Raw genomic sequence first — 11,898 nt, 5'->3', positions numbered from 1 at the left:
GCCCTGCCCGAGGTGACGAACATGCAGCCCGGGGCGGCGCGACGGCGCAAGACGAATGGGTACGAGCGGACGGTGCGGATGACGCATCGGTCGCCGAGACCGATGCTCATCGTCCTGATGCGGTGTCGTCGACCGCGGCGGCGCTGGCGGCCATCAGCGAGCACTGGGCCGGTCCCCGCGCCGTCGATGCGACGGCCGCCCCGGCGGCCCCGATCGATGACGACGACGACGACGGCCAGGTCGAGCCGGAGGGCATCGACGCGCAACGCAGCAGAGCCGAGAACGTCAGTCTGCACGCGTTGTCTCGTCGCGGGGTCTCGTCGTCCGAGATGACCGACCTCCTCCGTGCCCGTGATCTCGACGAGCAGGTCGTCCTCGACGAGGTCGAACGCCTCGAGGGCGTCGGTCTGCTCAACGACCGTGAGCTGGCCGACAACCTCGTCCGGTCCAAGCACGAACGGAAGGGCCTCGGACGGGGCGCGGTCACGTCCGAACTCCGAGCACGGGGCATCGCTCCCGAGCTCATCGAGCAGGCCATGGCCGAGATCGACGACGACGACGAGCAGGCGCGGGCCGACGAGTGGGCCATGAAGAGAGCGGCGTCGCTGCAGGGCCTCGATCGAGCGACGGCCGAGCGTCGTCTCAACGGGTACCTCATGCGTCGCGGCTATCGGTCCGAGACCATCCGCAGGGCGGTCGAGAAGGCCCTCCCGCGGGGCAGCGGTACTCGAGGTGGCGTGCGGTTCCGATGATCCCGAGGGGTGGCTGGCGGCCGTAGACTTCTGCACTATGTCGACGGTCACGCCTCTCCCGGTCCCCGACGCTCCTCTGGAGGAATCCGGCGCCCGAGGCCTTCGCACCTACGAGGTCCGGACCTTCGGCTGTCAGATGAACGTGCATGACAGCGAACGGCTCAGTGGCTCCCTCGAGGCGGCCGGCTATGCGCCGGCGGACGGCCGAGAGGCCGACGTGGTGGTGATCAACACCTGCGCGGTGCGGGAGAACGCCGACAACAAGCTCTACGGCACCCTCGGTCGGCTGGCCGGCGTCAAACGACGGCACGCCGGCATGCAGATCGCCGTGGGCGGCTGCCTCGCCCAGAAGGACAAGCAGACGGTGCTCGATCGGGCGCCCTGGGTCGACGTGGTGTTCGGGACGCACAACCTCGGGGCCCTCCCCACGCTCCTCGAACGCGCACGACACAACGACGAGGCGCAGGTCGAGATCCTCGAGTCCCTCGACGTGTTCCCGTCCACCCTCCCCACCAAGCGAGACTCGACCCATTCCGGGTGGGTCTCCATCTCGGTGGGCTGCAACAACACCTGCACCTTCTGCATCGTCCCCACCCTGCGCGGTAGAGAGCGCGACCGACGTCCCGGCGACATCCTGGCCGAGGTCCGATCCTTGGTCGACGACGGTGCCGTCGAGGTCACCCTGCTCGGCCAGAACGTGAACTCCTACGGTGTCGAGTTCGGCGATCGACTCGCGTTCGGCAAGCTCCTCCGAGCGGTCGGCTCCATCGACGGGCTGGAACGGGTCCGCTTCACGAGTCCGCATCCCGCGGCCTTCACGGACGACGTCATCGACGCGATGGCCGAGACGCCCACGGTCATGCCCCAGCTGCACATGCCCCTGCAGTCGGGTTCCGACCGTGTGCTGCGGGCCATGCGGCGCAGCTACCGCAGTGCGAGATTCCTGGGCATCATCGACCGGGTGCGGGCTGCCATGCCCGACGCAGCGATCTCGACCGACATCATCGTCGGGTTCCCGGGCGAGACCGAGGCCGATTTCGCCGAGACCCTCCGCGTCGTGGAGGAGGCGCGCTTCGCGTCGGCCTTCACCTTCCAGTACTCCATCCGACCGGGCACGCCGGCCGCCGACATGGCCGACCAGATCCCCAAGGCCGTCGTCCAGGAGCGCTACGAGCGTCTCACCGCCCTTCAGGACTCCATCTCCGCCTCCGAGAACGCGGCGCAGGTCGGTCGTCGGGTGGAGGTGCTCGTCAGTGCGGAGGAGGGGCGGAAGGACGCCGAGACGCACCGGTTCTCCGGGCGAGCCCGAGACAGCCGACTCGTCCACGTCGAGCTGCCCGCCGGTCGGAGCGCCCCGCGTCCCGGTGACGTCGTCACCGTCGACGTGACCGGAGCCGCGACGTTCCATCTCCTGGCGGACGCGTCACCGGGGTCCGTCTTCGACGTCCGTCGGACGCGGGCGGGCGACGCCTGGGATCGCGCGGAGGCCGCGTCCTGCGGAGTGCCGGCGTCCGGGGCGGACTCGACCCGCGCCTCCGGAACCTCCCGTGTCTCGTTGGGACTGCCGACCCTCCGGGTGTCGACGACTCCGATCTACGACACCGACGACGACCTCCGCTGACGTGCTGGTCGCGATCGTCGGGGCGACCGGCACAGGGAAGTCGTCGTTCTCGCTCGACCTGGCCGAGAGGCTGCGTGCCTGTGGCCAGGCCGCCGAGATCGTCAACGCCGACGCCATGCAGCTCTACCGGGGGATGGACATCGGCACCGCGAAACTCCCGATCGCCGAACGTCGTGGCGTACCCCATCATCTGTTCGACGAGCTCGAGGTGGCCGACGAGGCGAGCGTCGAGTGGTACCAGAGGCGGGCCCGGAGCATCGTCGAGGGCGTCCTCGACCGGGGTGCCGTGCCGATCCTCGTCGGAGGATCGGGGCTGTACGTCTCGAGCGTGCTGTTCGACTTCCGGTTCCCCGGCACCGATCCCGACATCCGGGCGAGATACGAGGCCCTGGCAGCCGAGGGCGGGCCCGGGGCCCTCCATCGGCTCCTCCACGAGCGCGATCCTCAGGCCGCCGAGAGGATCGGGGCGTTCAACGCGCGGCGCCTCGTGCGGGCGCTCGAGGTGGGCGAGCTGACGGGGGAGCCGTTCTCCGCGGTGCTGCCCGACGAGGCGCCTCGGTGGCGCGCCTCCACCATCGTCGGCGTCGCCGAGGAGCGCAGCGTCCTGGTCCAGCGACTCGGCGAGCGGGTCGAGCGCATGTGGTCCGACGGGCTGGTCGACGAGGTGCGCGAGCTCCTGCCTCGCGGCCTCGAGGACGGGGTGACGGCGAGCCGTGCCATCGGCTACGCCCAGGCCCTCGGGCAGATCCGCGGCGAGCTGTCCGAGTCCGAGGCCGTCGAGGCCACGTCCGCTCTGACCCGTCGCTACGCCCGGCGGCAGGTGAGCTGGTTCCGGCGCTACCCCGACGTCGTCTGGACGCGGTCCGGCGACCCGGCCGGCGTCGAGGCGGCACTCGCTAGGATCGCCGGGTGACCACCACCCTGCAGTTCACCAAGGGCCAGGGCACCGGCAACGACTTCGTGTTGTTCTCGGACCCCGACGGCGCGTTCGCCCTCGACCCGGCGTCGATCCGCGCCCTGACCGATCGTCGTTTCGGCGTCGGCGGGGACGGCGTGATCAGAGCCGTCCGTTCGTCGAACCTCGCCGACGGCGCGGCGATCCTCGCCGTCGACCCCTCGGCCGAGTGGTTCATGGACTATCACAACGCCGACGGCAGCGCGGCCGAGATGTGCGGCAACGGCATCCGCGTCTTCGCCCGGTATCTGACCGAGCGCGGTCTGGTCTCGCTGGAGCCGGGCGAGACCCTCGCCATCGGCACCCGTGCCGGCGTGCGCGAGGTGCAGCGCAGCGCCACGGGATTCCAGGTCGACCTGGGGCCGTGGTCTCTGGAGGACGACTCGCCGACGGTCCGGGCCCGGGACCTGCACGCGGCGCGACCCGGCCTGTCGCTGTCGGTGGGGAACCCGCACGTGGTCGTCGCGCTCGCGTCCGACGACGAGCTGGACGGCCTCGACCTGAACTACCTCCCCGTCCTCGACCCGGCCCCGGCCGACGGGGCGAACGTCGAGTTCGTCGTCCCGGCCGACCCTCTCGTGGTCGACGGCATCGGCCGCATCCGCATGCGCGTGCACGAGCGTGGCAGCGGCGAGACGCTCTCGTGCGGCACCGGGGCTGCCGCGGCCGCTCTGGCGACGAGGCACTGGGCGGGTCGGGGCGCTCCCGACCAGTGGAGGGTCGACGTCCCCGGAGGGACGGTCGGGGTGCGCGTGTTCGCGGCCGATGACGGCGAGCACGTCTCGCTGAGCGGACCCGCCGAGCTGGTGTACAACGGCGCACTCGAGCTCTGACGCCTCGCGTCGGCCTGCAGCTCAGTGGCGGCGTGCGCGCAGAACCCGATAGCCCTTGCTGGTGGAGGCGCGGGTCACGTCGACCGCATCGGCCATCGTCTCGTTCATCCAGCGCTGCAGGGAGTCGGATCCGAGGTTCTTCTGGACGACCAGCCAGGCGTCCGAGCCCGTCTCGAGGCGCGGCAGCCACCGCTGAAGCAGACCGTGCAGCTCGCCCTTGCCGACGCGGATCGGCGGGTTGGACCAGATCGTCGCGAAGCGGAGGTCGTCGGGAACATCGTCGGGTGTCACGGCGTTGACATTGGGGAGACCCAGGGCTCGGGCGTTGTCGCGCACGAGGTCGAGGACTCTGTTATTCACGTCGACGGCCCAGACCGTCGCGTCGGGCGACGACAACGCGAGGCTCAGTGTGATGGGGCCCCACCCGCACCCGACATCGAGCAGATGGCCCGCCGTCGGCGGCGCCGGAGTCTCGGCGAGCAGGACGGCCGTGCCGGCGTCGACCCGGTCGGGGCTGAAGACGCCGGCGGCCGTCGTCAGCGTCAGATCGCGACCCGCGAGGGTCACCTCGATCGACCGGCGGCGAGGGTCGCTCCCCGGATCGGAGGAGAAATAGTGCTCGCTGGCCATGCCTCACAACCTACCCGCCAACCGCACGGCGCCCGTACCGGCTCCCTGCTCCACGCCTGACGAAAGGGCTAGTATCACTTCGATGACAGACCTCCCCACGACCCCGCTCGACGCCGAGCGACCCGAGCAGAGCGACGACGTCGTCGCGCGTGTGCTCGATCGTGCGGCCTCGCGGGCGTCCGGCTACACCGTGTTCTCCCCGGCCCAGGCCATCCAGACCCGTTCGCTCCACGACGGCGGTTCGGACGGCGACCAGTTCGATCGAGAGGACCGGCAGGCGCTTCGTCGCGTCGCGGGCCTGTCCACCGAGCTCGAAGACGTCACCGAGGTCGAGTACCGGCAGCTCCGGCTCGAGAACGTCGTCCTGATCGGCGTCTACTCGCAGGGCTCGCTGTCCGACGCCGAGAACAGCCTCCGCGAGCTGGCCGCGCTGGCCGAGACCGCGGGGGCCGTCGTCCTCGACGGGCTCCTGCAACGCCGCCCCCATCCCGACCCCAGCACCTACCTCGGCCGGGGCAAGGCCGACGAGCTGCGGATGACGGTCGCGGCGCTCGGGGCGGACACCGTCATCGCCGACACCGAGCTCGCTCCGAGCCAACGTCGGGCCCTCGAGGACGTCGTCAAGGTCAAGGTCATCGACCGCACGGCCGTCATCCTCGACATCTTCAGCCAGCACGCCAAGAGCCGCGAGGGCAAGGCCCAGGTCGAGCTGGCCCAGCTCGAGTACCTGCTGCCCCGTCTGCGCGGCTGGGGCGACTCGATGTCGCGTCAGGCCGGTGGTCAGGTCGGCGGTGCCGGAGCCGGCATGGGAAGCCGTGGCCCGGGTGAGACGAAGATCGAGCTCGACCGCCGGCGCATCCACACGCGCATGGCGCGCCTCCGTCGGCAGATCAAGGAGATGAAACCGGCTCGCGATGCGAAGCGGGCGAACCGCGATCGCAACGAGGTGCCGTCCGTCGCCATCGCCGGGTACACCAACGCCGGCAAATCGAGCCTGCTGAACCGGCTGACGAGTGCCGGTGTCCTGGTCGAGAACGCCCTGTTCGCGACCCTCGACGCCACGGTGCGGAAGAGCACCACGACCGACGGCCGACCGTTCACCTACGCGGACACCGTCGGATTCGTCCGGAACCTGCCCCATCAGCTGGTCGAGGCCTTCCGTTCGACGCTCGAGGAGGTCTCGGCGTCCGACGTCATCGTGCACGTCGTCGATGGATCGCACCCCGACCCGTCCGCCCAGCTGGCGACGGTCCGCGAGGTCATCAGCGAGGTCGACGGTCGGGACATCACCGAGATCGTCGTCTTCAACAAGAGCGACCTGGTGGACGCCGATCAGCGTCTCGTGCTCCAGGGACTCGAGCCGACGGCCGTCTTCGTGTCGGCCCGGACGGGTGAGGGGATGGACGAACTCCTCGAGCGCATCGCGACGTCCCTGCCGATGCCGGATGTCGAGCTCGACCTCCTCGTGCCCTACGACAGGGGCGACGTGGTCTCCCATCTCCACGACGCCGGACAGATCGTCCACTCCGACTACGAAGAAGGCGGCACCAGGGTGCACGCGCGGGTCTACCCGAGCGACGTCGACGCGCTCTCGGGGTTCGTCTCGGCTCCGGCGGTCTCGAGCTAGGCCCCTCGCCCACGGACGACGAGCCCCTCACCCGGCCAGGTGAGGGGCTCGTCGTCCGATGACGGGGAGTCGGTCGATCAGACCGATCGGAGAACGGCCACGACCTTGCCGACGATCTGCGCATGGTCGCCGAGGATCGGCTCGAAGGCGCTGTTGCGGGGCAGCAGCCACGTGTGTCCGTCCCGCTGTCGGAACACCTTGACGGTGGCCTCGTCGTCGAGCATCGCGGCGACGATGTCGCCGTTCTCGGCGGAGTTCTGCTGGCGGACGACGACCCAGTCGCCGTCGCAGATCGCGGCGTCGATCATGGAGTCGCCGACCACGCGGAGCATGAAGAGGTCGCCCTTGCCGACCAGCTGACGCGGCAACGGCATGACGTCCTCGACCTGCTGCTCGGCCGTGATCGGGATGCCGGCCGCGATGCGACCGACCATGGGGACGTGCGCCGTGTCGCCGTCGTCGCTCGTCGTCATGATCGTGGTGACGGGGGCGAGCACGGGGGCCTCGTCGCTGAGGACCTCGAGGGCGCGGGGCCGGTTCGGGTCGCGACGGATCCGACCGGCGAGCTCGAGCTGATTCAGCTGATGGGTGACGCTCGAGAGCGACTTCAGTCCGACGGCGTCGCCGATCTCGCGCATGCTCGGCGGATAGCCGCGCTGACCGATGCTCTGCTGGATGGCCGTCAGGATCGACGTCTGCTTGGCCGTCAGCTCCTTGCGGATCACCGAGCCGTCGTCGGTCGCCCGGGTGCGCTGCGGGTCGCTCATGTCTCTCCTGCCGTCGATGTCGGTGGTCGGTGTTTGACTCACGCCACCGATCGAAACCGTATCGGACAGGGCGCCGTCAGCGAAACACATGTTCGAGTGTGTCGCGAAACGGGGTCCGAGAAATCGAACATCGGGGTTGAAATCGCCTTCAATCGAAGATATGTTCGGAACACGTCTTCGTGCTCGGTGTTCCCGGCCGATCGCCGGGCACGAACACGTACGACTTCTCTAGCGGTGAAAGGACCACCTCATGAGCGCCATCACGATCACCCCCCGCACGATCTCCTCCGACTCCGGAACGCCCCGCGGTGCCGACGTCCCCGCCTCCGCTCGAGAGGCCGTGCCGCGCGTGCGCCTCCGCATCACGCGACGCGGTCGTCGTGTGCTCGGCGCCGTCGTGGCGCTCGTCGTCGCCGCCGTGGTCGGCGCGATCCTCCTCGCGGGCCCCGGCGCCGTGGCCTCGAACTTGAGCAGCACGACCACGTTCGAGTACGTGACGGTCGACGGGGGCGACACGCTCTGGCAGGTGGCCTCCGAGATCGCACCGACCAAAGACCCCCGCGACGTCATCAGCGACATCGTCCGCCTGAACAACCTGTCGAGCACCGAGGTCGCCGCCGGTCAGTCGCTGGCCGTGCCGACGCAGTACTCGAACTAGTCCGGAGTCCGAGCGCGACCACCGGGTCCGTTCGGGGCTCCTCGGGGCCGCGGCGGAGCGGCGGCCGCCGGGCGTTCGAACGGCCGAGGGTGCGCGTCTTACGATGGTCGGGTGCCTTTCAGTCTCGACGACCTTCCCATCCGTGACGACCTCCGCGGTCTGACGCCCTATGGTGCGCCGCAGAAGAGCGTGCCGGTCGCTCTGAACGTCAACGAGAACACGCATCCCATTCCGGAGGACGTCGCACGAGACATCGTCGAAGCGGTGGCTCAGGCCGTGCTCCAGGTGAACCGCTATCCCGATCGCGAGTTCACGATCCTGCGCGATGCTCTCGCCGGGTATCTCGGGCACGGACTGACCCGGGACAACATCTGGGCTGCCAACGGCTCCAACGAGGTCATCCAGCAGATCCTGCAGGCGTTCGGCGGGCCCGGCCGGTCCGTCCTCGGGTTCCCGCCCACGTACTCGATGCACTCGATCATCGCGGCCGGCACCGGCAGCACCTGGATCGACGGCGCCCGGGACGAGGGGTTCACGATCTCGCCCGAGACGGCCGTGGCCGAGATCCGACGGACCGACCCCGACATCGTGTTCTTCTGCGGTCCGAACAATCCGACCGGCACCCCTCTGGACCTCGCCACGGTCGAAGCCGCCTACGACGCCACCGACGGGCTCGTCTTCGTCGACGAGGCCTACGCCGAGTTCATGCCGGTCGGTCAGCCGACGGCGCTGACGCTCCTCGAGGGGCGAGAGCGCCTCATCGTGTCGCGCACCATGAGCAAGGCCTTCGCCTTCGCCGGAGCACGGGTCGGGTACATGGCCGCTCACCCGGCCGTGACCGATGCGCTCCGTCTGGTGCGCCTCCCTTATCACCTGTCGTCCCTCACCCAGGCCGCAGCGGTGGCCGCTCTGTCGCACGCCGACGAGATGCTGGCGATGGTCGGCGAGATCTCGACGCAACGCGACCGCATCGTCTCGGTCCTCACCGAGCTGGGCTACACGCCGTGGCCGACCTGGTCCAACTTCGTGCTCTTCGGCGGAGTGGACGATCCCGACGACGTCTTCGAGCGACTCCTCGAGCGAGGCATCATCGTGCGCAATCTGGGCATCCCGAACCACCTGCGGGTGAGCGCGGGCACCGAGGCCGAGACGACCGCGTTCCTCGAGGCCCTGCGCGACATTAGGCTCTCCTCGTGACCGAACAGACCAGCAGCCGCACGGCGTCCCTCGAGCGACAGACCAGCGAATCGCGGATCACGCTCTCGCTCGACCTCGACGGCACGGGAGCGTCCTCGATCGACTCGTCGGTCCCGTTCTTCGACCACATGCTCACCGCGCTGTCGAAGCACTCCCTGATCGATCTCGACGTGACGGCGTCGGGCGACACGCACATCGACGCGCACCACACCGTCGAGGACATCGGCATCGCCTTCGGCACGGCCCTCCGGCAGGCGCTCGGCGACAAGTCCGGCATCGCCCGATACGGCGACGCGCTCGTGCCGCTCGACGAGGCGCTGGTCCAGGCGGTCGTCGACATCTCCGGTCGGCCGTACCTGGTGCACACCGGCGAGCCCGAGGGCTTCGAGTTCCACCTCATCGGCGGGCACTTCACGGGTTCCCTCGTGCGTCACGTCTTCGAGGCCATCACGTTCCACGCCGGCATCACCGTGCACGTCCGTGTGCTCGGCGGGCGCGACCCGCACCACATCGCCGAGGCGGAGTTCAAGGCCTTCGCCCGGGCGCTGCGTCAGGCCGTCCAGCCGGACCCGCGCGTCGTGGGGATCCCCTCGACCAAGGGTGCGCTGTGACCGCGCGTCCCTCGGTCGTCGTCCTCGATTACGGCAGCGGCAACGTCCACTCCGCGGTGAAGGCCCTCGAACTGGCCGGAGCCGACGTCGAGCTGACGGCCGACCGCGGCCGCGTCCAGGCCGCCGACGGGCTCTTCGTCCCGGGGGTCGGCGCCTTCGGCGCGGTCATGAGCGCGCTCGAGTCCGTCCGGGGGAGCGAGCTCATCGATCGGCGGCTCGCCGGCGGCCGCCCGGTGATGGGCATCTGCGTCGGCATGCAGGTCTTCTTCGAGGGGGGAGTCGAGCGCGGCGCCACGGCGGGCGGGCTCGGCGAGTGGCCGGGCATCGTCGACCGGCTCGAGGCCGACATCCTGCCGCACATGGGCTGGAACACCGTCGACGTCCCCGACGGAAGCGTCCTGTTCGACGGCGTGGCCGACGAGCGGTTCTACTTCGTGCACTCCTTCGCCGCGCGGTCGTGGACGCTGGACGTCATCCCGCCGTTCCCCGAACCGCACGTCACCTGGGCCGACCACGGCGGACGCTTCGTCGCCGCGGTCGAGAACGGCCCCCTCTGGGCCACGCAGTTCCACCCCGAGAAGTCGGGGCGGCCGGGCATCCGGCTCCTCTCGAACTGGCTCGGCACCCTCTGAGCCCGAATCGGCAGTCACGCACCAGCACCCCGAACCCGCAACCCGTCCTGCTCCGGCAGGCGGCGGACGATCCGCGCGGCATCGCCGCGAGAGAGACGACATGAGCGACTTCTGCACCACTCCCTCCCTGACCCTCTTCCCGGCCGTCGACGTCTCCGGCGGTCAGGCCGTGCGCCTGACCCAGGGCGAGGCGGGCAGCGAGACCGGCTACGGCGACCCGGTCGCGGCCGCCGACGACTGGAAGAACCAGGGCGCCGAGTGGCTGCACCTGGTCGACCTCGACGCCGCGTTCGGGCGGGGCGACAACCGCGGTGTGATCAAGAAGGTCATCAAGCAGGTCAAGGGCATCAACGTCGAGCTGAGCGGCGGCATCCGAGACGACCGATCCCTCGAGGATGCGCTCGGAACCGGCGTGAAGCGGATCAACCTCGGCACGGCCGCCCTCGAGAACCCCGAGTGGGCCGCCCACGTGATCGCCGAGTACGGCGAGGCGGTCGCCGTGGGCCTCGACGTGCGGGGCACCACCCTGGCCGCCCGTGGCTGGACCGAGGAGGGCGGCGATCTCTGGACGGTCCTCGCTCGCCTGGAGGAGGCCGGCTGCGCCCGCTACGTCGTGACCGACGTGACGAAGGACGGCACGCTCCAGGGTCCGAACGTCGACCTGCTCCGCCAGGTGATGGACCGCACCGAGCGTCCCGTCATCGCGTCGGGCGGCATCTCGAGCCTCGACGACCTCGTCGCCCTGCGCGAGCTCGTTCCCCAGGGCCTCGAGGGCGCCATCGTCGGCAAGGCTCTCTACTCGGGGGCGTTCACCCTCGCCGCGGCCCTCGACGTCGCCTCCGACTGATGACCCCGACGGGTTCCGACAGCGCGGGCCACCCGTGGGCGGGGCGGACGTTCCAGCATCACGACACCGCCTACGCGGGTGATGACGGCTCGGCCGACCCGCGCCTCCTCGAGGCCCTCCAGCGGTTCCATGCGGGAGAGCTGGGCGAAGACGCCGTGGTCGACGCCCTGAGGCCGGCGCGCCTGCTCGTGCCGCTCGTCGCGGTGGCAGGGGAGGAGGGGCTCGACGAGAACGGACGACGGGTCGACAAGACCCAGGAGCTCTCGATCGTGACCGTGGCCGGCCCCGACGGCCGCGACGTGCTGCCCGCCTTCACCTCGGTCGCGACCCTCGCGGCGTGGAGCCCGACGGCTCGTCCCGTCCCCGCCGACGCACGGCGGATAGCCCTCGCGGCCGCGGCGGAGTCGACCGACCGGCTGATGCTCGATCCCGGCTCGCCGACGGCGTTCGCGTTGCGACGTCCGGCCGTGTGGGCCGTGGCGCAGGACCTCCCGTGGGTGCCGAGCCACGCCGACGAGGCCGTGCTGCGAGCCTTCCTCGACGGGTCCGCAGCCGAGGAGGCGCTGGTCGGGTTGGTCATCGCCCCCGGCTACGAGGCGGCCCGGCTGGGCGGGCCCGAGATCGTCGTGCAGCTGGGCGTCCGTCCAGGGCTCGACCGCGACGGGCTCACCGCGTTGCTCGGGCGACTGCAGGCAGCCTGGTCGGCCGACGCCGTCATCGCCGACCGCGTCGACAGCATGGCCGTCAAGGTCGTGTCCGTCTAGACGA

13 protein-coding genes are annotated in these 11,898 nt (G+C 70.3%); 11 read left to right on the top strand and 2 right to left on the bottom strand.

From position 1 onward, the window contains the following. Positions 1-122: 122 nt before the first annotated feature. The 4 genes from FFA01_RS05900 to dapF are packed head-to-tail and all read left to right on the top strand — an operon-like array spanning position 123 to position 4,161. Entirely contained in the window at positions 123-752 is a 630-nt protein-coding gene (locus tag FFA01_RS05900; RefSeq protein ID WP_167627296.1) for a regulatory protein RecX, read from the top strand. 37 nt (positions 753-789) lie between these two features. Next, positions 790-2,373 carry a tRNA (N6-isopentenyl adenosine(37)-C2)-methylthiotransferase MiaB gene (miaB, locus tag FFA01_RS05895; RefSeq protein WP_146853961.1) on the top strand — a complete coding sequence of 528 codons (1,584 nt, stop codon included), beginning with the start codon at positions 790-792 and terminating at the stop codon, positions 2,371-2,373. Between the two features lies 1 nt (position 2,374). Continuing rightward, entirely contained in the window at positions 2,375-3,286 is a 912-nt protein-coding gene (gene miaA, locus FFA01_RS05890; protein WP_146853959.1) for a tRNA (adenosine(37)-N6)-dimethylallyltransferase MiaA, read from the top strand. Next, positions 3,283-4,161 (top strand): diaminopimelate epimerase, encoded by an 879-nt coding sequence (gene dapF, locus FFA01_RS05885; protein ID WP_146853957.1) that lies wholly within the window; start codon positions 3,283-3,285, stop codon positions 4,159-4,161. Before miaA ends, dapF begins: the two co-directional genes overlap by 4 nt. 21 nt (positions 4,162-4,182) lie before the next feature. Here dapF and FFA01_RS05880 read toward each other — a convergent pair whose 3' ends face one another. After that, entirely contained in the window at positions 4,183-4,791 is a 609-nt protein-coding gene (locus tag FFA01_RS05880; protein ID WP_146853955.1) for a class I SAM-dependent methyltransferase, read from the bottom strand. An 82-nt stretch (positions 4,792-4,873) separates the two neighbouring features. Here FFA01_RS05880 and hflX point away from each other — a divergent pair, with 82 nt between their 5' ends. Further along, on the top strand, positions 4,874-6,418 hold the full coding sequence (hflX, locus tag FFA01_RS05875; protein ID WP_146853953.1) for a GTPase HflX: 1,545 nt from the start codon (positions 4,874-4,876) through the stop codon (positions 6,416-6,418). Between the two features lie 77 nt (positions 6,419-6,495). On the opposite strand, the gene lexA is transcribed toward hflX, so the two are convergent. Next, positions 6,496-7,185, bottom strand: coding sequence for a transcriptional repressor LexA (gene lexA, locus FFA01_RS05870; protein WP_146853951.1), 690 nt, complete (start codon positions 7,183-7,185; stop codon positions 6,496-6,498). A gap of 250 nt (positions 7,186-7,435) precedes the next feature. Here lexA and FFA01_RS05865 point away from each other — a divergent pair, with 250 nt between their 5' ends. The 6 genes from FFA01_RS05865 to FFA01_RS05840 all read left to right on the top strand — a co-directional run bounded on the left by FFA01_RS05865 (position 7,436) and on the right by FFA01_RS05840 (position 11,894). Next, the gene (locus tag FFA01_RS05865) at positions 7,436-7,843 is read left to right on the top strand and encodes a LysM peptidoglycan-binding domain-containing protein (protein WP_146853949.1); all 408 of its coding nucleotides are present in this window, start codon (positions 7,436-7,438) and stop codon (positions 7,841-7,843) included. A 111-nt stretch (positions 7,844-7,954) separates the two neighbouring features. Continuing rightward, positions 7,955-9,040 carry a histidinol-phosphate transaminase gene (locus tag FFA01_RS05860; RefSeq protein WP_146853947.1) on the top strand — a complete coding sequence of 362 codons (1,086 nt, stop codon included), beginning with the start codon at positions 7,955-7,957 and terminating at the stop codon, positions 9,038-9,040. Then, positions 9,037-9,651 carry an imidazoleglycerol-phosphate dehydratase HisB gene (gene hisB / locus FFA01_RS05855; protein WP_146853945.1) on the top strand — a complete coding sequence of 205 codons (615 nt, stop codon included), beginning with the start codon at positions 9,037-9,039 and terminating at the stop codon, positions 9,649-9,651. The genes FFA01_RS05860 and hisB overlap by 4 nt, the downstream gene beginning before the upstream one ends. Further along, on the top strand, positions 9,648-10,283 hold the full coding sequence (gene hisH, locus FFA01_RS05850) for an imidazole glycerol phosphate synthase subunit HisH (RefSeq protein WP_146853943.1): 636 nt from the start codon (positions 9,648-9,650) through the stop codon (positions 10,281-10,283). The genes hisB and hisH overlap by 4 nt, the downstream gene beginning before the upstream one ends. A gap of 100 nt (positions 10,284-10,383) precedes the next feature. Further along, positions 10,384-11,130 carry a bifunctional 1-(5-phosphoribosyl)-5-((5-phosphoribosylamino)methylideneamino)imidazole-4-carboxamide isomerase/phosphoribosylanthranilate isomerase PriA gene (gene priA, locus FFA01_RS05845; protein WP_146853941.1) on the top strand — a complete coding sequence of 249 codons (747 nt, stop codon included), beginning with the start codon at positions 10,384-10,386 and terminating at the stop codon, positions 11,128-11,130. Beyond that, the gene (locus tag FFA01_RS05840) at positions 11,130-11,894 is read left to right on the top strand and encodes an SseB family protein (protein ID WP_146853939.1); all 765 of its coding nucleotides are present in this window, start codon (positions 11,130-11,132) and stop codon (positions 11,892-11,894) included. The genes priA and FFA01_RS05840 overlap by 1 nt, the downstream gene beginning before the upstream one ends. The last annotated feature ends 4 nt before the right edge of the window (positions 11,895-11,898 follow it).

Source organism: Frigoribacterium faeni (assembly GCF_007988805.1).
GTDB classification, from domain to species: Bacteria; Actinomycetota; Actinomycetes; order Actinomycetales; family Microbacteriaceae; genus Frigoribacterium; species Frigoribacterium faeni.
The sequence above is the reverse complement of the archived record's forward strand: the minus strand, read 5'-3'. Positions and strand labels throughout refer to the sequence as shown.